General features: G+C 66.1%; 17 protein-coding genes. 7 read left to right on the top strand and 10 right to left on the bottom strand.

Translation table 11 applies throughout. The features are described 5' to 3' along the window. Positions 1-2 precede the first annotated feature (2 nt). The 3 genes from ASE11_RS03405 to ASE11_RS03395 form a co-directional block, all read right to left on the bottom strand. Positions 3-1025, bottom strand: coding sequence for a branched-chain amino acid ABC transporter permease (locus ASE11_RS03405; RefSeq protein WP_056266112.1), 1023 nt, complete (start codon positions 1023-1025; stop codon positions 3-5). Positions 1026-1158: 133 nt separating this feature from the next. After that, complete coding sequence (locus ASE11_RS03400) at positions 1159-2391, bottom strand: branched-chain amino acid ABC transporter substrate-binding protein (protein WP_056266109.1); 1233 nt, start codon at positions 2389-2391, stop codon at positions 1159-1161. 152 nt (positions 2392-2543) lie between these two features. Further along, complete coding sequence (locus ASE11_RS03395) at positions 2544-4187, bottom strand: 3-(methylthio)propionyl-CoA ligase (protein ID WP_056266106.1); 1644 nt, start codon at positions 4185-4187, stop codon at positions 2544-2546. 363 nt (positions 4188-4550) lie between these two features. Here ASE11_RS03395 and ASE11_RS03390 point away from each other — a divergent pair, with 363 nt between their 5' ends. From ASE11_RS03390 to ASE11_RS03375, 4 genes are read left to right on the top strand one after another with little or no spacing between them, the layout of a single operon-like run. Beyond that, positions 4551-6113, top strand: coding sequence for a protein adenylyltransferase SelO (locus tag ASE11_RS03390; RefSeq protein WP_056266267.1), 1563 nt, complete (start codon positions 4551-4553; stop codon positions 6111-6113). 16 nt (positions 6114-6129) lie between these two features. After that, positions 6130-6549, top strand: coding sequence for a peptide-methionine (R)-S-oxide reductase MsrB (msrB, locus tag ASE11_RS03385; protein WP_056266102.1), 420 nt, complete (start codon positions 6130-6132; stop codon positions 6547-6549). Then, positions 6546-7466: a cysteine synthase A gene (cysK, locus tag ASE11_RS03380; RefSeq protein ID WP_056266099.1), complete on the top strand. Its 921-nt coding sequence runs from the start codon at positions 6546-6548 to the stop codon at positions 7464-7466. Before msrB ends, cysK begins: the two co-directional genes overlap by 4 nt. Next, positions 7463-8494 (top strand): LLM class flavin-dependent oxidoreductase, encoded by a 1032-nt coding sequence (locus tag ASE11_RS03375; protein WP_056266095.1) that lies wholly within the window; start codon positions 7463-7465, stop codon positions 8492-8494. The genes cysK and ASE11_RS03375 overlap by 4 nt, the downstream gene beginning before the upstream one ends. On the opposite strand, the gene ASE11_RS03370 is transcribed toward ASE11_RS03375, so the two are convergent. Next, complete coding sequence (locus ASE11_RS03370) at positions 8469-9434, bottom strand: YcjF family protein (RefSeq protein WP_056266092.1); 966 nt, start codon at positions 9432-9434, stop codon at positions 8469-8471. The genes ASE11_RS03375 and ASE11_RS03370 overlap by 26 nt on opposite strands. 124 nt (positions 9435-9558) lie before the next feature. Here ASE11_RS03370 and ASE11_RS03365 point away from each other — a divergent pair, with 124 nt between their 5' ends. The 3 genes from ASE11_RS03365 (at position 9559) to ASE11_RS03355 (ending at position 11248) form a co-directional block, all read left to right on the top strand. Next, entirely contained in the window at positions 9559-10101 is a 543-nt protein-coding gene (locus ASE11_RS03365; protein WP_056266088.1) for a septation protein A, read from the top strand. Further along, positions 10098-10373, top strand: a complete 276-nt coding sequence (locus ASE11_RS03360; protein WP_056266084.1) for a BolA family protein — start codon at positions 10098-10100, stop codon at positions 10371-10373. Before ASE11_RS03365 ends, ASE11_RS03360 begins: the two co-directional genes overlap by 4 nt. A 95-nt stretch (positions 10374-10468) precedes the next feature. After that, on the top strand, positions 10469-11248 hold the full coding sequence (locus ASE11_RS03355; protein WP_056266080.1) for a peptidylprolyl isomerase: 780 nt from the start codon (positions 10469-10471) through the stop codon (positions 11246-11248). A 66-nt stretch (positions 11249-11314) separates the two neighbouring features. Here ASE11_RS03355 and ASE11_RS03350 read toward each other — a convergent pair whose 3' ends face one another. The 6 genes from ASE11_RS03350 to ASE11_RS03325 all read right to left on the bottom strand — a co-directional run bounded on the left by ASE11_RS03350 (position 11315) and on the right by ASE11_RS03325 (position 17044). After that, the gene (locus tag ASE11_RS03350; protein ID WP_056266077.1) at positions 11315-12064 is read right to left on the bottom strand and encodes a DUF1624 domain-containing protein; all 750 of its coding nucleotides are present in this window, start codon (positions 12062-12064) and stop codon (positions 11315-11317) included. Positions 12065-12075: 11 nt separating this feature from the next. Further along, positions 12076-12825: an alpha/beta hydrolase gene (locus tag ASE11_RS03345; protein WP_056266074.1), complete on the bottom strand. Its 750-nt coding sequence runs from the start codon at positions 12823-12825 to the stop codon at positions 12076-12078. A gap of 58 nt (positions 12826-12883) precedes the next feature. After that, a complete protein-coding gene (locus tag ASE11_RS03340; protein ID WP_056266070.1) occupies positions 12884-13429 on the bottom strand; it encodes a hemerythrin domain-containing protein in 546 nt (181 codons plus the stop codon). A gap of 98 nt (positions 13430-13527) precedes the next feature. Then, positions 13528-15084 carry a toll/interleukin-1 receptor domain-containing protein gene (locus ASE11_RS03335; RefSeq protein WP_056266068.1) on the bottom strand — a complete coding sequence of 519 codons (1557 nt, stop codon included), beginning with the start codon at positions 15082-15084 and terminating at the stop codon, positions 13528-13530. Positions 15085-15223: 139 nt separating this feature from the next. After that, a complete protein-coding gene (locus ASE11_RS03330; protein WP_056266064.1) occupies positions 15224-16198 on the bottom strand; it encodes a DUF808 domain-containing protein in 975 nt (324 codons plus the stop codon). Between the two features lie 27 nt (positions 16199-16225). Further along, complete coding sequence (locus tag ASE11_RS03325) at positions 16226-17044, bottom strand: phytanoyl-CoA dioxygenase family protein (protein ID WP_056266060.1); 819 nt, start codon at positions 17042-17044, stop codon at positions 16226-16228. Between the last annotated feature and the right edge of the window lie 204 nt (positions 17045-17248).

The raw sequence follows: 17248 nt of genomic DNA, 5'->3' as shown, positions 1-17248 counted from the left end.
GGTCAGCCCTCTCGCGTGCCAAGCAAACCCTTGGGGCGGAAGATCAGGATCAGCACCAGGAACAGGTAGGGCAGGATCGGCGCCACCTGCGACAGGGTGAGCTTGACCACCGAGTTCTCCTTGGTGGCGTCCGAGAGTTCAAGCCCGAGCTGTTGCGCCAGGCTGATGAAGGAGTAGTCGAACGCGACCGCGAAGGTCTGGATCACGCCGATGAGCAGGGAGGCCAGGAAGGCGCCCGAGAGCGATCCCATGCCGCCGACCACCACCACGACGAAGATCACCGAACCCACCGTGGCGGCCATGGCCGGCTCGGTCACGAAGGTGCTGCCGCCAATGACCCCGGCAAGGCCCGCCAGGCCGGTGCCCGCGCCAAACACCAGCATGAACACACGCGGCACGTTGTGCCCCAGGCTCTCCACCGTTTCAGGGTGGGTGAGCGCCGCCTGGATCACCAGGCCGATGCGGGTGCGCGTGAGCAGCAACCACAGCGCCAGCAGCATCAGCAGGGCCACCAGCATCATGAAACCGCGCGTGGCCGGAAACGGCGAGCAGATCACGCCGGCGGCCGAACACACGTCGCTGGTCGCCGCGCCCCAGACCATTTGCAGGGAATCGTCTGCCAGGTGCACCAGCGTGAAGGCCGGGCCACGCAATGCCTCGGGCGGGGCGAAGTCCAGCGCCGTGCGGCCCCAGACCAGTTGCACCACCTCGAGCAGGATGTAGGAAAAACCGAAGGTCACCAGCAGCTCGGGCACATGGCCGAACTTGTGCACCTTGCGCAGCGTGAGGCGCTCGAACAGCGCCCCCATGGCACCCACCAGCACGGGCGCCACGATGAGCGCGGGCCAGAAGCCGATCCAGCTGGACAGCGTGTAGCCCATGTAGGCCCCCACCATGTAGAAGCTGGCGTGTGCGAAATTGAGGACGCCCATCATGCTGAAGATGAGGGTCAGCCCCGAGCTCAACATGAACAGCAACAGGCCGTAGCTGACTCCATTGAGCATGGAGATGATGAAGAACTCCATGAAGTTCGCCTTTCGTGGCTGGTGTGTCAGCCTTCGGAGCACGGTGAAAACAAACCAGCGCCTGAAACGGCGCTGGTTCTACCCATGAGGACCACCCCGCACGAAACAGGGCTCGTGCGCGGGGTCCTGTCGATCAGCCCGGCCGCTTCATCTGGCAGCTGGTCGGCGTGCTGGACACGTAGGACGGGTACTCCTTGACCGGTGCCAGCGTCATGCCGGTGTTTTCCGGGCTGTAGGGAAACTTGCCGCCTGCCTTCTGCCAGACAGCAACGAACAGCGGCTGCTGCAACTGGTGATCAAGCTTGCGCATTTCCACTTCGCCGTTGAAGCCCTTGAACTTCAGGCCTTCCAGGGCAACCGCCACCTTCACCGGGTCGGTCGACTTGGCCTTGGCCATGGCTTCAGACAGCGCGGAGTAAGCCAGCGGGATCGCGCCGGTGTACATGTCGTCCTTGTACTTGGCCTTGAACTCGTCGGCCCACTTGCCCATCTGGCCGCCCATGTTGTAGTGCTGGTAGGCCACCTGGTACACGCGGCCTTCGCCACCGGTGCCCAGCGCGGTGGGGGTGCCCGTCACGCCGGTGTAGTAGGTGTAGAACTTGCCGGTGTAGCCACCTTCGTTGGCGGCTTTCACCAGCAGCGCGAGGTCGGAGCCCCAGTTGCCGGTGATCACGGTGTCGGCGCCCGAGGCCTTGATCTTGGCGACGTAAGGAGCGAAGTCACGCACCTGCGCCAGCGGGTGCAGGTCTTCGCCGACGATCTTCACGTCGGGGCGCTTGCGCGAGAGGTTTTCCTTGGCAAAACGCGCGACCTGCTGGCCGTGCGAGTAGTTCTGGTTGAGCAGGTAGACGTTTTTGACGTCGGGCTGGTCCTTCATGAAGGTGGTCATGGCCTCCATCTTCATGGACGTGTCTGCGTCGAAGCGGAAGTGCCAGTAGTTGCACTTGCTGTTGGTGAAATCGGGGTCGACCGCGGCGTAGTTCAGGAAGATCACCTCCTTGCCGGGGTTGCGTTCGTTGTGCTTGCTGACCGCATCGATCAGCGCGCCGGCCACCGAGGAGCCGTTGCCCTGGGCGATGTAGCGCACGCCCTGGTCGAGCGCGGCCTTGAAGTTGTTCAGGCTCTCGGCGGGGCTGAGCTTGTTGTCAAAGCCGATCACCTCGAACTTCACACCGGCCGGATTCGACTGGGTGAACTTCTCGGCGAAGAACTGCCAGCTCTTGAGCTGGTTGTTGCCCACCGGACCCATCAGGCCGGTCTGCGGGTCGATCAGGGCGATCTTGACGGTCTCGCCCTTCTGGGCTTGCGCGGCAAGGGCACAGGCGAGCAGCGAAGCTGCGGTGAGGCTCTTGATGGCGAAATGCATTGTTTGTCTCCTGTTGGTTTGGGAATCCGCTTGCAGCTTACAAGCCTGCTGCGGTGCAGCACTCAGGGATAGCCCCTAGGGTCTATCGCACTGGCGACTGTGGGGGATGAAGGGTGGTGGTGTGGCGACTCCCACCCGTCGGAAAGGTGGGCTCAGATCCCCGGGAGCACGTAGTCCTTGAGCTGCTGGCGCAGCGTCATCTTCTGCATCTTGCCGGTGGCACCCAGCGGGATCGCGTCGACGAACACCACGTCGTCCGGGATCTGCCACTTCGCCGTCTTGCCCTCGAAGAACGCCAGCAATTCCTCGCGCGTGACCTCGGCACCCGGCTTCTTCACCACCACCACGATGGGCCGCTCGTCCCACTTGGGGTGACGCATGCCCACGCAGGCCGCCATGGCCACGGCCGGGTGGGCCATGGCGATATTTTCCACGTCGATCGAGCTGATCCACTCGCCGCCCGACTTGATCACGTCCTTGCTGCGATCGGTGATCTGCATGAAGCCGTCGGGGTCGATGGTGGCCACGTCGCCGGTGGGGAACCAGCCCTGACCCTGGGCGTCGTAGCGCAGCGGGTCACCGCCCTCGCCCTTGTAGTAGCTCGAAATGATCCACGGGCCACGCACCAGCAGGTCGCCGTAGCTCTTGCCGTCCCAGGGCAGTTCTTCTCCGGCGTCGTCGACGATTTTCATGTCCACGCCGAACACCGCGCGGCCCTGCTTGAGCAGGATCTTGTGTTGCTCCTCGGGCGGCAGCGCCAGCTGGGCGTTTTTCAGCGAGCACACGGTGCCCAGCGGCGACATTTCGGTCATGCCCCAGGCGTGGATCACGGCCACGTCGTACTGGTCGTTGAAGGCTTTCATCATGGCCGGTGGGCAGGCCGAGCCCCCGATCACGGTGCTCTTGAGCGTGCTGAACTTCAGGCCCCCGGCCTGCAGGTGGCCCAGCAGCATCTGCCACACCGTGGGCACGCCTGCGGCCATGGTCACCTTCTCGGACTCCAGCAGTTCGTAGATCGACTTGCCATCCATCGCCGGGCCGGGGAACACCAGCTTGCAGCCGGTGGCTGCGGCCGAGTACGGCAGGCCCCAGGCGTTGACGTGGAACATGGGCACGACGGGCAACACGCTGTCGCGCGCGCTCAGGCTCAGTGCGTCGGGCAGGGCCGCGGTGAACGCGTGCAGGATGGTGGAGCGGTGCGAGTACAGCGCGGCCTTGGGGTTGCCGGTGGTGCCGCTCGTGTAGCACATGCTGGAGGCCGAGTTCTCGTCGAACGTGGGCCAGTGGTAGGTGTCGGGCTGGTTGGCTATCCAGGCTTCGTAGCTCTGCAGGCCGGCCAAGCCACTGTCGGCGGGCAGCTTGTCGGCGTCGCACAGCGCGATCCAGTGCTTGACCGTTGGGCATTTGGCCGCCACCGCCTTCACCAGCGGCAGGAAAGTCATGTCGAAGCAGATGGCCTTGTCTTCGGCGTGGTTCACGATCCAGGTGAGCTGGTCGGGGTGCAGGCGCGGGTTGAGCGTGTGCAGCACGTGGCCGGTGCCGCTGACGCCGAAGTACAGCTCCAGGTGGCGGTAACCGTTCCAGGCCAGGGTGGCCACGCGGTCGCCAAAGGCCAGGTCGAGGCTGTTCAGCGCGTTGGCCACCTTGCGGGAGCGCACGGCGATCTGGCCCCAGTTGCTGCGGTGGATGTCCCCCTCGACACGGCGAGACACGATCTCGCCGCTGGCGTGGTGCCGCTCGGCGTGCACGATCAGTGTCGAAATCAAAAGGGGTTGGCTCTGCATTTGGCCCAGCATGGGAAGTCTCCTGTCGATGAAGTTTTGGGGAATCGACTTCATCGTAGCGGTTTGCTCTGCACGGTGACCGAGGGCTTCCACGGGAGGAACGCCCTCGGTGTCCATTGCGGGACACGGTCTTTCGTTCGGCCTCAACGCAGCATTGCGGCAAACGGTGGGAATGGGGCCAATCACGGCACCGTGTTGATCTGCGCGTCGGTGAGTGACGCATCGAAGCGCAACTGGCCGGACCACGCTGTGCCGCTGGATCACGCGGCGCGATGTGCAGCCGCGGGCCGCCGAATTCATCTTCCCCGAACCGCTGACCGAGCCGGATTGACCCTGCGCCACGCCATGTCGGGCGCTATGGGGACAATGGCGGACATGAACCGACCCGTCGACATGGCCGCCAGCCTGGATCTTGGACTGGCCTGGCAGAACCGCTTCGCCAGTCTGGGCGAAGCCTTCTACACCCTGCTCTCCCCCACCGCGCTGCCTGCGCCCCACTGGGTGGGCACGAGCCCGGCGGTGGCCGACCTGCTGGGTCTGGACCGCGCCTGGCTCGCGTCCCCGGCCGCGCTCGATGCCTTCACCGGCAACCTTCCCATTGCTGGCGCGCAGCCCCTGGCCAGCGTGTACAGCGGCCACCAGTTTGGCCACTGGGCCGGCCAGCTGGGCGACGGCCGCGCCATCCTGCTTGGCGAGGTGGACTCGCCTGCAGGCCCACAGGAAGTGCAACTCAAGGGCGCCGGCCTCACGCCATACTCGCGCATGGGCGATGGCCGCGCCGTGCTGCGCAGTTCCATCCGCGAATTCCTCTGCAGCGAAGCCATGCACGCGCTGGGCATTCCCACCAGCCGCGCGCTGTGCGTGACCGGCTCGCCCGCGCCGGTGCGCCGCGAAGAGATCGAGACCGCGGCGGTGGTCACGCGCGTTGCGCCCAGCTTCATCCGCTTCGGCCACTTCGAACACTTCTCGCACAGTGGCCAGCACGCCCAGCTGCGCACCCTGGCCGACTTCGTCATCGACCACTTCTACCCGGCTTGCCGCGAGGCAACGGGCAATCCCTACGCCGCCTTGCTGGAAGCCGTGAGCGCGCGCACCGCCGAGATGGTGGCGCAGTGGCAGGCCGTGGGTTTCTGCCACGGCGTGATGAACACCGACAACATGAGCATCCTGGGCCTGACCATCGACTACGGCCCGTTCCAGTTCCTCGACGCCTTCAACCCCGGCCATGTCTGCAACCACAGCGACACCGGCGGGCGCTACGCCTACAACCGCCAGCCCAACATCGCCTACTGGAACCTGTTTGCCCTGGGCCAGGCGCTGCTGCCACTCATGGACGACCAGCAGCAGGCGCTGGATGCGCTGGAACCCTACAAGGCCCACATGCCGGCCGCGCTGCAGCGGCGCATGAACGCCAAGCTGGGCCTGGACCGGGTGGAAGACGGCGATGCCGAACTCACCGAGTCGCTGATGAAGCTCATGGCCGCCGATGCGGTGGACTTCACCATCTTCTGGCGTCGCTTGAGCCATGTGGCTGCAGAAATATCCGTTCGGGCTGAGCCTGTCGAAGCCCTCTTGCCCGATCGTCCTGAGCTTGTCGAAGGGCAAGCTCAAGGCGAACAGGGTCAAGTGCGCGACCTGTTCCTGCAGCGCGAGGCCTTCGACGCCTGGGCCACGCGCTGGCGTGAGCGCCTGCAAGGCCAGCCCGGCTTCGACGCCTCCGCCACGCAAGCGCGGATGCTGCGCACCAACCCGCAGGTGGTGCTGCGCAACCACCTCGGCGAAGTCGCCATCCAGCGCGCGAAGCAAGGCGACTTCAGTGAACTGGCCAGGTTGCAAAACGCACTGGAGCGCCCATTTGAGGCAATTGCCGGTCACGACGACCTCGCCGCCTTTCCACCGGACTGGGCCAGCCAGATCGAAATCAGTTGTTCATCATGAGCACCAAGGAGAACACATGAACTTCCCCATCCAGAAAACCGAAGCCGAGTGGCGCGAGGTGCTTGCCGCCAAAGGCGCCGAGCCGCGCGCCTTCGACGTGACCCGCCACGCCCACACCGAGCGGCCCTACACCGGCAAGTACGAACAGTTGTGGGCCGATGGCAGCTACCACTGCATCTGCTGCGGCAACACGCTCTTTGACGCCCAGACCAAATTCGACGCCGGTTGCGGCTGGCCCAGCTTCTCGCAGGCCGTGCCCGGTGCCATCACCGAAATCACCGACCGCACCCACGGCATGGTGCGGGTGGAGACCGTGTGCAGCCAGTGTGGCGCCCACCTGGGCCACGTGTTCGACGACGGCCCCACCGACACAGGCTTGCGCTACTGCATGAACTCGGCTTCACTTGAGCACTCACCCACCAAGGACACACCATGAAGGCCAACAGCATCCTCCAGACCATCGGCAACACGCCCCACGTGCGCATGCAACGCCTGTATGGAGCGGCCACGCAGCAGGTGTGGATCAAATCCGAGCGCAGCAACCCCGGCGGCTCCATCAAGGACCGCATCGCCCTGTCCATGGTGGAAGCGGCCGAACAGAGCGGCGAACTCCAGCCCGGCGGCACCATCGTCGAGCCCACCTCGGGCAACACCGGCATCGGCCTGGCCATGGTGGCCGCAGTCAAGGGCTACAAGCTCATTCTGGTGATGCCGGACAGCATGTCGGTCGAGCGCCGCCGGTTGATGCTGGCCTACGGTGCCAGCTTCGACCTCACGCCGCGCGAAAAGGGCATGAAGGGCTCGATCGCACGCGCCGAAGAAATCGTGGCCAGCACGCCAGGCGCCTGGATGCCGCAGCAGTTCAACAACCCGGCCAACGTGGCGGTGCACGTGCAGACCACGGCCGAAGAGATCGCAGCCGATTTCCCCGAGGGCATCGACGTGCTCATCACCGGTGTGGGCACCGGCGGACACATCACCGGCTGCGCGCGTGTGCTCAAGGCGCGCTGGCCCAGGCTCAAAGTGTTCGCGGTGGAGCCCACTGCCTCGCCGGTCATCTCCGGCGGCGCTCCCTCGCCCCACCCGATCCAGGGCATCGGCGCGGGCTTCATTCCGAACAACCTCGACACCAGCGTGCTCGACGGCGTGATCCAGGTCGACGCCGAGCCGGCGCGCGAGATGGCGCGCCGATGCGCGCGCGAAGAAGGCATGCTGGTCGGCATTTCCTCGGGTGCCACGCTGGCGGCCATTGCACAGAAACTGCCCGACCTGCCGGCCAATGCCGTGGTGCTGGGCTTCAACTACGACACCGGGGAGCGCTATCTCTCCATTGAAGGTTTTCTCCCCGCATGAAGCAACTCAAAGACATCCGTCTCTCCATGCTCGACCTGGTCGCCGTGCGCGAAGGCGGCACCGTGGCCGACGCCCTCGCCGTGGCCCTGCGCACCGCGCAGCACGCCGAGTCGCTGGGCTTCACCCGCTACTGGCTGGCCGAGCACCACAACATGAGCGGCATCGCCTGCTCGGCCACGGCCGTGCTGGTAGGCCACATCGCGGGGGGCACGAAGCGCATGCGCGTGGGTTCGGGCGGCGTGATGCTGCCCAACCACGCGCCGCTGGTGGTGGCCGAAGCCTTCGGCACGCTGGCCGAGCTCTACCCCGGCCGCATCGATCTCGGCCTGGGCCGCGCGCCAGGCACCGACCCGCACACCATGCGCGCGCTGCGGCGCGACCGCGTGGAGACCGAGGCCGATTTCCCGCGCGACGTGGCCGAGCTGCAGCACCTGCTGGGCCCCGCCACGCCCGGTCAGCGCCTGATCGCCAACCCGGGTGCCGGCACCAACGTGCCGATCTGGCTGCTGGGGTCGAGCCTGTTTTCGGCACAGCTGGCGGCCGAGCGCGGCCTGCCGTATGCGTTTGCGTCGCACTTCGCACCCCGCATGCTGCTGCAGGCGCTGGACGTGTACCGCCGCCACTTCCAGCCCTCGGCCGCGCTGGACAAGCCCTATGCCATCGTCGGCGTTCCGGTGATCGCAGCGCCCACGGATGAAGAAGCGGAATTCCTGGCCAGCAGCACCTACCAGCGCGTGCTGGGCATCCTCACCGGCAAGCGCGGCCAGTTGCCGCCACCGGTGCAGGGCTTCATGCAGCAACTGCACCCGCAGGAACAGGCCGCCATTGCCGACTTCCTGGCCGCCGGCGTGATCGGTGGACCGGACACGGTGCGCGAAGGACTTCAATCGTTGGCCGACGCCACGCAGGCCGACGAATTCATGATCGTGAGCGACCTGTTCGACCCGGCGCTGCGCTTGCGCTCGCTGACGATCACCGCCGAAGCGATGGCGTCACACGAAGTCAGCCTCCCCGCACAAGTTTCATGATCTGTCCCGCGTCCAGCGTGGACGCTTTTTGCCGGATTTGCGGCAGGTACTCCGTCTGCATCTGCTTGGCGGGGCCGAGCAGGCTCTGAAAGCTTTCCTGCAGCAGCGCGGTGCTCATGACCCGCCCACCTGCGTAGTAGCGTCTGGCCACCTGGCCCAGTGCGTAGGTGGTGGCAAACGAAAACGCCACGCCGGTGGCCGCGCCGCCCAGACCGCCGATGGCGCGGCCCGCCACCTTGCCCAGCAATCCGCCCAGCAACTTGCGCCCGAACTGCTCCAGGTACTGCGAAGTCAGGCCCACGCCCACCGCCGCGATGAACTCGCGAATGTGGCCCTGGTCCAGTTCCACGCCGTGCGCCTTGCCGATGGCGTAGACCATCTTTACCTGCAATGGAATGATGGCCATCGACGCCCAGGACTGCGGCAGCAACTCCAGCGCGCCGTTGAGCAGCGCGTAATTCAGGATCGATTTGTCGAGATCAACCCCAGACATCGCAGTGGCCGCCACCACCGGAGCTGCGGCAACTGCCGCGGGCACCGCGACCGGCACGGCTTTCTCCGCCGCATCCACGATCGCATCGGCCTCGCGCTCGAACGCCGCCGCCTCCACGGGATCGAGCTTCAGGCGCGTCTTCAGATCCGCCAGGAAGGTTCGTTCGGGTTCGCTCTGCCGGCCGTCGGCATCGCAGACACACACCGCCATTTCATAGGCCAGCTGGCGCTGCCCAGGGTCCTGCAGACCCGACACCGCGTCGGCCAGCGACACGCGCTTGAGCAGCACATCCTGATACAGCCGTGGCAGGCCGGCGCCGGCGTCTTCCTGCCCCAGCGACTCGGCCATGCGCCGGATGGCCTCGCGCTCCGTGTCGTCCTTGTGACCATCGGCAAAGCCCGCCAGCAAAGCGATGGTGAGGATGGATTGTTGTTCTTGAGGGGACATGACGGTGGAACTCCTTGAGGCCAAAAGTGAATGAGCGATCCGTATGGAGCCGCCGGATGCGCCGTGAGTTCCGGGTGCTTGACCCCGCCAGGCGGAGGCCGGGAGCAAAGCGGATAATCCTGCGATGCGTTTCCTCATCGACTTCTTTCCCATCGCCCTGTTCGTGGCGGCCTACAAGTTGGCCGACATCTACACCGCCACCGCCGTCCTCATGGTGGCCACGCTGGTGCAGACCGGGATCATCTACGCCATCGACCGCAGGCTGCAGACGCTGCAAAAAGTGACGCTGGTGCTCATTCTGGTGTTTGGCGCCCTCACCCTCTTCCTGCAGGACGAGCGCTTCATCAAGTGGAAGCCCACCGTGCTGTACGCGAGCATGGCCATCGTGCTGGCGGCCGCCCTCTGGATCTGGAAGAAGAACTTCCTGAAACTGCTGCTGGGCAGCCAGTTGAGCCTGCCCGATGGCGTGTGGTCCAGGCTCACCGTGGCCTGGGTCGGCTACTTCCTGTTCATGGCAGCCATCAACGCCTATGTGGCGGCCTACTACTCCACCGAAGACTGGGTCAACTTCAAGCTCTGGGGCTACATCTTCCCGGTGGTCTTCATCGTCGGTCAGGGCCTGTACATCTCGCGCTTCCTCAAAGACGACCCGGTGGAAAAGTCATGAGCGAAGCTGCAACGCCCACCGCGGCCGCGATCGAGGCGCAACTTCGCGCCGTGCTGGCCCCCACCGAACTGGAAGTGCTGGACGAAAGCGCCGCCCATGCGGGGCATTCGGGGTCCAATGGACTGGGCTTCGGCACCCACTTCCGGGTGCGGATCGCGGTCCCTGGTTTTGCCGGTCTGAGCCGGGTCGCCAAGCACCGCCTTGTGTATGATGCGCTGCAAAAATTCACCGACGCGGGACTGCATGCGTTGGCCATTGAAATCAAGGCCTGAAGCGGCTTGCCAGCCTGTCACTACGTTCTGATACGAGTCTGCTGAACCCAATTGGCACCCGCAGCTCCAAACTCTTTTACACCCCGAGGAACACCATGAAATTTTCCCTCTCGGCCCTGACCGCGGCCGTGCTCATCGCCACCGCGTTCAGTGCATCTGCCCAGAACATCGCCATCGTCAACGGCAAGGCCGTGCCGACCGAGCGCCTGGAGGTGCTGGCCAAGCAGATCGCCGCCACAGGCCGTCCGGTGGACGACACCGTGCGTGCCCAGCTCAAGGAAGAAGTGGTCCTGCGCGAGATCTTCATGCAGGAAGCCCAGAAGCGCGGCATCGGTGCCACGGACGAGTTCAAGAACCAGCTCGAACTCGCCCGCCAGACCATCATGATTCGCTCGCTTTTCGCCGACTTCCAGGCCAAGAACCCGGTGACGGACGCCGACATCAAGGCCGAGTACGACAAATTTGCCGCGGCCAACGGAGGCAAGGAATACCGCGCCCGCCACATCCTGGTGGAAAAGGAAGACGAAGCCAAGGCCATCATCGCGTCGCTCAAGGGCAAGGGCAAGTTCGAGGACATCGCCAAGAAGCAGTCCAAGGACCCGGGCTCCGGCGCCAACGGTGGTGACCTCGACTGGGCCGCCGCGGCCAGCTACGTGCCCGAGTTCTCCGAAGCCATGGTCAAACTTGAAAAAGGCCAGACCACCCAGGCGCCGGTGAAGACCCAGTTCGGCTGGCACATCATCCGAGTGGACGACATCCGCCAGGCCGAACTGCCCAAGATGGAAGACATCAAGCCGCAGATTGCCCAGCAGATGCAGCAACAAAAACTCACCGAGTTCCAGAAATCCTTGCGCGAGAAGGCAAAGATCGAATAACACAAGCCCCCGACGCGGCGGCCTTCGGCCATCAAAAAAAGCGCGGTCTTCCGCGCTTTTTTTGTTTCATGTGAGCTGCATACCCAGCCAGATCAGGCCCATGAGCACCGGCTGGTGCAACAGGTAGTAGCTCAAGCTCCAGCGCCCCATGAGCACCAACGCCTTGTTGACACCCCGGGCCGGTGCATCGTTGCCCAGCCACTGCGGGTGGTTGCGCAACGCCCAGCGCCCCGCCGCCACACCCCACCACATCACACCCAGCCACGGCAACAGGGGCACGTAGTCTTCGGTCACGGGCTTGCGACTGATGACCCCCAGCCAGTTCAGCCAAGGCGTGTTGAACACCTCCAGCGCGGGCCAGGCCACCATGATCGATGGTGCGGCCCACTTCAGACCGATGGCCAGCGTCCCGAGCAGCCACAGCCAGGCACCCCACCCGGCCGTCAGGCGAACGACGATGAGCATGACCGCGATGCCGTGCAGCACGCCGAAGTAAATGAAGCTGCCGGGAAACACCAACAGCGAGCCCGCAGTCACCAGCAATGCGGCACCCGCCACCTGCAGCCAGCGGCGCCAGAAGCGCGCCCAGATCTGCCCTTGGTGCACCGCCACGGCCTGAGACAAGCCCGCCGTGAACAGAAAGAGGCTCACGATGGCGGTGCGCTGCCAGGTCCAGAACGGATCGCGGTAGAAATCCTCGCGGATCAGGCGAAAGAAGTTCAGGTCGAAGCAGAAGTGGTAGGCCGTCATCCACAGCATGGCGCTGGCGCGCAGCAGGTCGATGCGGTCCAGGCGCTGTGTCATCGGTTGCGCCATGGCGATCGATCTCAGGCGCCAGCGTGGATGTTCCGCAGGATCTGGCTGAGCGCCACGGGCTCGCTGACCATGGGATCGTGGCCGGTGGCCATCTCCACCACGTTCCAGCCCGGCTCGCTGCGCACCCGTGCGCGCGATGGCGCGATGGTGGCCAGCGCCGGCTGGATGCAGTCGATGAAGGTGCGCGGCAGCGCTGCAACCCGGTCGGCGTCGAAGTCCAGCGGCTGCTGGTACAGCCTGAAGGGCTGCGGTGTCTGGCGCCGGTTGACCCAGTCGCGATCGGCGCCGTTCAGGCCGAACAAGGCGGCATCGGGCGGCGGAAAACTCAGACCGCCGCTGGGTATCGACGCGTCGGTGCGCGCCTGCCTGGTCTCGGCTGAGTGGTGGCTGCTCCAGCTGTCGCCGGGGTACGCAAGCGCGGCATCGAGGTACACCAGGTGCGCCAGCAAGCCGCCGCGCTCCCGCTGCAGCCGGTCGGCCACGCCGGTGATCACCATGCCCGCGTAGCTGTGCCCCACCAGCACCACGCGCCGCAGTTCTTCGGCTTCGATCAATCCGATCACGTCCTGAATGTGGGTGTGCAGATCGATGCCGGGCGACATCAGGTGGGCCCGTTCACCCACGCCGGTGAGCGTGACGGCGTGGCTGTCCAAACCCGCACTGCGCAGCAGCGGCAGCACCCGGCTCCAGCACCAGGCACCATGCCAGGCCCCGTGCACGAGCACGATGGAGGTTGTCGCGGGGTCGGTGGCTTCGGTCAAGGGCAATCTCCAGTGGTGGGGGAATTCCACCGGATTCTGCCCTGCGCGCGCCGGCGCGTCAGATGTAGGCGGTCGGCTGCGGTACGTGTCTCATGTGCAGCGAGAGGCCGAGCGCGGCCATGTGGTTGCTGTTGCGTCCGAGGATGGTCTGCGACAGCGGCAGAAACTCTGCTTCCTCGTAGCCCGCGTGGGCGGCATAGGCGGCCACGAGCTGGTGCAACTCGTCCACATCCAGGTCGGCATCCTGGCCCTTGCCGACGCGTTTGAGTGCCTTCTCCAGACTCTTCCAGAGCGATTCGATCGCGCGATGCTCACACGTGAGGCGTTCGGTCATGGCCTGCACGCGGTCGCGCTCGGCGCCCGCCTGGGCACTGGCGAGCACAGCCGGAAACAGGTCGCGCTCCTCGTCGAGGTGGTGCTCGAAGATCGCCTCGCGAAAGAATGCCAGCGAGTCCGTGGCGATCTGGCGGGCCTGGGCGGCGGGCTCCAGCAGGGCTGGCAGACCGTCGAGCGCCTTGAGGCGTTTGAGGATCCCGGCATGGCAGTCGGTGAAGGTGGTCAGTGGCGTGTGCTCGCCATGCGTGGGTTGGGCTGGGGTGGCCATGGTGTCTCCTGTCGGCGCGCCGGGCGAAACCCCGGCGCATGCGGCCAGTCTAGGCAGACGACAGCCCGGCGCATTGATGCAGGTCAAGCGCTGCCCGTTCAGCGGTGGGCCACCAGTTCGAACAGATCTTTCTCCATTTCACGGTTGGCCGCGCTGATCACACGCCGCTGCATCTTCACGTAGCGCTTGACCTGCGGCGCGTACCAGACGAGGTAGTGGATGCGCACCGGTTCGATCGCGGCCAGGGTGGTTCCACCAGTGGCGCTGCGGCTGCTCCACACCTCGACCTTGAAGGCGTCGAAGCTGCCACCCGGCACATTCACCGTCTCCCGCCCCAACACCTTGGCCTGTGAATACCACTGGCCCCAGGTGTCCACGTCCGGGGTGGCGAAATCGCTCAGGGCGCCCAGGGTGCTCAGGTCACGGAAGGCACCCAGATAGGGGCTGTACTCAAGACCGAGCTGATCCCACTTGAGAAATCCCGGGCGGCTGCCCACAGCGCGGCGGGAGTCGCCCACGATGCGCGATTCGGCATCGGCACGCAGCGCGTCCGTCACCAGGCCATCACGCACCGATTGCACCGAGATCACGATGTCGCGACGGGGGCTGGTGGGCCATTTGCCGCTGGTGCGGTAGGTCCAGCTTTCGCCCGGCCGCGGCAAGGCGGCGTTGACCGGGCTCGCAACATCCGGGGTGCGCGCAGGTGCGACGGCCACCGCGACCGGCTCCGGCTCTGCAGGCCGGGTTCGCGCGGCGGCCACCTGCGCTGCAGGCCGGGATGCCGCCAGCGCAGGCGATCTCACTGGCGCCGCCGCCACGACCACCGGAGTTGGTGCCGGTGGCGGTGCTGGTGCCGGTGCAACAGGGGGCGCGGTCACGGGAACCGGTGCCGCGGCAGCCGGAACTGGCGTGGTCGTCGCGGCGGCAACCACCACCGGGGTTTCCGGCGGAGGCGTTGCCGCCGCGGTGAGCATGTTTGTGGAGGACACGGTGGGCGCAGGCTCGTCCTCGCCCCGCAGTCCCACCCAGACGGCCGCCACCAGCACGCCGGCGCCCACACCCGCCCACAGCATCCCACCGCGCCTGGCTGATGCAGCCATCGACGAAGCCGGTTGGGCCATGCTGGCAACCGCCAGGGGTTCACGCTGCGCATCGGGCACGTCACCCGGCACGGTGATCCCGGTGTCCGCGCGCTGCCCGAGCATGATGTTGAGCGCCCGAATCAATTCGCGCGTGGACGCCTCCCATTGCTTGTGGCTGATCTCGATGGCTTGTCGTCGCGCCAGCGGTTTGAGCTCTTCGGGCAGCTCGTCCGCGCGCGGCATGAGTGCGCCACCCACCAGCACCGGCACCACGCGGATCTCGCGCTCCAGCGCCACGCGGGTCTCCAGGCGCACAAAATCGTGGGGATCGTCGAGTCGCCGTCGACCGGCAGCGTCGGTGGTGCTCAACCATTCGTCACCAATGACGACGATCAAGACTTTGCAGGAGCCCACCGCCTGCTCGATCGCGGTGACGAAGTCGGTGCCGAGTTCGATGCCCTCGACGTCCATGAACACCCGCTCGGCTCCCAAGTGGGCTGACAACCGGTCGTACAGGCGCCCGGCGTAGCCAGCCGAATCGTCCCTGCGGTAGCTGATGAAGATCCCGTCCATGTGGCGAAGACCCCAGGTGTCACCGCAAGGCGGTGCGGTGTCCGGCGTGGTCCGGCAAGCGCCAAGGCGCCCGGACCGACCGGATCATTCTAGGACGCTACCCCAGCGCGTGCCATCCCCAGCCGGGGGGACATATGGCTCAAGCCGCCTTGGGCTTGCCGCCGCGCAACCGGCCGATGAGTCCCACCACGAGCAGCACCACCGCGCCGGCCACCACGCCGACCAGTGCGCCGGCCAGGTTGGTCACCACGGGCGCGATCCAGCCCAGGCCCGCGGCGAAGTCCTCGATGCCATGACCCACCGCAGGCACGCCGTGCACCAGGATACCGCCGCCCACCAGAAACATCGCGGCAGTGCCCACCACCGACAGTGTCTTCATGAGCCAGGGCGCTGCGGCCAGGATGCCGCGCCCGATCGCCTGCTTCCAGCCCTGTATCTGCTGGTTCAGGTACAGACCCAGGTCGTCGAGCTTGACGATGCCGGCCACCAGACCGTACACGCCCACGGTCATGAGCAGCGAGATGCCCACCAGCACGGCCACGCGTTGGCCCATGCTGGCAGCGGCCACCGTGCCCAGGCTGATCACGATGATCTCCGCCGAGAGAATGAAATCGGTGCGCACCGCGCCCTTGATCTTCTCCTTCTCGAAGGCCACCAGATCCACGTTTTTGTCGGCCACGGCGTCCAGCAGCTTGGCGTGCTCGGCCTCGTCTTCGGATTTGTGGGCGCCGAACGCATGCACGAGCTTCTCCACGCCCTCGTAGCACAGGAACAAACCTCCGAGCATGAGCAGCGGCGTGATCGCCCAGGGGGCCACCACGCTGATGAGCAGTGCCGCCGGCACCAGGATGGCCTTGTTGATCAACGAACCCCTGGCCACCGCCCAGACCACCGGCAGTTCGCGATCGGCCTTCACGCCGGTGACCTGCTGTGCGTTGAGCGCAAGGTCGTCGCCGAGCACGCCGGCCGTCTTCTTGGCGGCCAACTGGGTCATGGCGGCCACGTCATCGGCCGCCGCCATGCCCTGGCGGGCCGCGACCTTGGTCATCACCGCCACATCGTCGAGGATGGTGGCGATGTCGTCGATCAACAAAAGCAAGCTGCTTCCGGCCATGGGTCGATTCCTTGGGAGTGGGTGGTGTCAGCGCACAGGCCAGACGGATGGGAAAAGGGGATCGTCGAGCACCGCGCCATCGGCCAGGCGATCGGTCAGACCGGGAAACGGAGGCGAGGTGCGCCAGGACCGCGGCGCGTGGCGCGCATCGTCACCCAGGTAGCGGGCAGAGAACACCCGCCGGCGCTGCACCGGGCCAACGCCGCTGGAGGCGTGCAGGCTGAGCATGTGGAAAGCCACGCAGTCGCCGGGCTCCAGCGCCCAGGCCAGTTGGCGGAAACGTTCGGGCTCGGCGTCGATCGCGGGCAGCTCGGCCAGCGTGCCCTCCGGGAACCAGCGGGCCTGCTGATCACGGAAGGTGCGTGGCATGTACCAGGTCCCGGCGTGCGAGCCTGCCACGAAGCGCAGCGTGCTCGCCAGTGGCACCGGGTCCACAGGAATCCAGAAGCTCACGTTCTGGCGGCCACTGACGTTGTAGTACGGCTGGTCCTGGTGCCAGGGCGTGGGCTGGCGCGTGCCCGGCTCCTTCACCAGCAGGTGGTCGTGGTAGAGCCGGGCGCTGCGGCTCTGCATGAGCTGCACAGCGATGTGAGGGAGCGCCGAGTGGCGCAGGATCGCTTCGTAGTCCGGGTTGTTCTGCCAGGTGCAGAAATCCTCGACGAAACGGCCCGGGTCGTCGGCCTCGCTGGCCTCCAGGGCAAGTGGGCTCAGATGCGCCAGGTTGTGCTCGATGCCCTCTTCGAGCAAGGCCAGCTCGCGCTGGTCGAACACGCCGCGCAGCACGATGGCACCATCGTGTGCGTAGGCGGCGATCGTTTCGGCATCGAGGTTGTGCGGGCGCGGCATGGTTCCGCTCCTTGAATCAGACATGGCTGGGCGCCGCCGCCCTCACCCCAGCCCTCTCCCAGAGGGAGAGGGAGTGAAGACACGCAACGCGCGAAGTGTCCCCGTCCAGAGACAGCGAGGGACGGCTCCGCAGGCCCAAGCTGTCGTCCCCCCTCCAAGCGCCGAAGGCGCGCCAGAGAGGGGGGAAGCCGCGCAGCGGCGCAG

It is taken from the genome of Hydrogenophaga sp. Root209, from assembly GCF_001428625.1.
Classification (GTDB): Bacteria; Pseudomonadota; Gammaproteobacteria; order Burkholderiales; family Burkholderiaceae_C; genus Hydrogenophaga.
The sequence above is the reverse complement of the archived record's forward strand: the minus strand, read 5'-3'. Positions and strand labels throughout refer to the sequence as shown.

Bases quoted from the DNA above. Each gene is read 5' to 3' on its own strand.
- ASE11_RS03325 (WP_056266060.1), bottom strand. From the start codon at position 17,044: ATGCCGCGCCCGCACAACCTCGATGCCGAAACGATCGCCGCCTACGCA.
- ASE11_RS03405 (WP_056266112.1), bottom strand. From the start codon at position 1,025: ATGGAGTTCTTCATCATCTCCATGCTCAATGGAGTCAGCTACGGCCTG.
- ASE11_RS03365 (WP_056266088.1), top strand. From the start codon at position 9,559: ATGCGTTTCCTCATCGACTTCTTTCCCATCGCCCTGTTCGTGGCGGCC.
- ASE11_RS03330 (WP_056266064.1), bottom strand. From the start codon at position 16,198: ATGGCCGGAAGCAGCTTGCTTTTGTTGATCGACGACATCGCCACCATC.
- ASE11_RS03370 (WP_056266092.1), bottom strand. From the start codon at position 9,434: ATGTCCCCTCAAGAACAACAATCCATCCTCACCATCGCTTTGCTGGCG.
- msrB (WP_056266102.1), top strand. From the start codon at position 6,130: ATGAACTTCCCCATCCAGAAAACCGAAGCCGAGTGGCGCGAGGTGCTT.
- ASE11_RS03375 (WP_056266095.1), top strand. From the start codon at position 7,463: ATGAAGCAACTCAAAGACATCCGTCTCTCCATGCTCGACCTGGTCGCC.
- ASE11_RS03350 (WP_056266077.1), bottom strand. From the start codon at position 12,064: ATGGCGCAACCGATGACACAGCGCCTGGACCGCATCGACCTGCTGCGC.
- ASE11_RS03400 (WP_056266109.1), bottom strand. From the start codon at position 2,391: ATGCATTTCGCCATCAAGAGCCTCACCGCAGCTTCGCTGCTCGCCTGT.
- ASE11_RS03390 (WP_056266267.1), top strand. From the start codon at position 4,551: ATGAACCGACCCGTCGACATGGCCGCCAGCCTGGATCTTGGACTGGCC.
- ASE11_RS03335 (WP_056266068.1), bottom strand. From the start codon at position 15,084: ATGGACGGGATCTTCATCAGCTACCGCAGGGACGATTCGGCTGGCTAC.
- cysK (WP_056266099.1), top strand. From the start codon at position 6,546: ATGAAGGCCAACAGCATCCTCCAGACCATCGGCAACACGCCCCACGTG.
- ASE11_RS03340 (WP_056266070.1), bottom strand. From the start codon at position 13,429: ATGGCCACCCCAGCCCAACCCACGCATGGCGAGCACACGCCACTGACC.
- ASE11_RS03395 (WP_056266106.1), bottom strand. From the start codon at position 4,187: ATGCTGGGCCAAATGCAGAGCCAACCCCTTTTGATTTCGACACTGATC.
- ASE11_RS03355 (WP_056266080.1), top strand. From the start codon at position 10,469: ATGAAATTTTCCCTCTCGGCCCTGACCGCGGCCGTGCTCATCGCCACC.
- ASE11_RS03360 (WP_056266084.1), top strand. From the start codon at position 10,098: ATGAGCGAAGCTGCAACGCCCACCGCGGCCGCGATCGAGGCGCAACTT.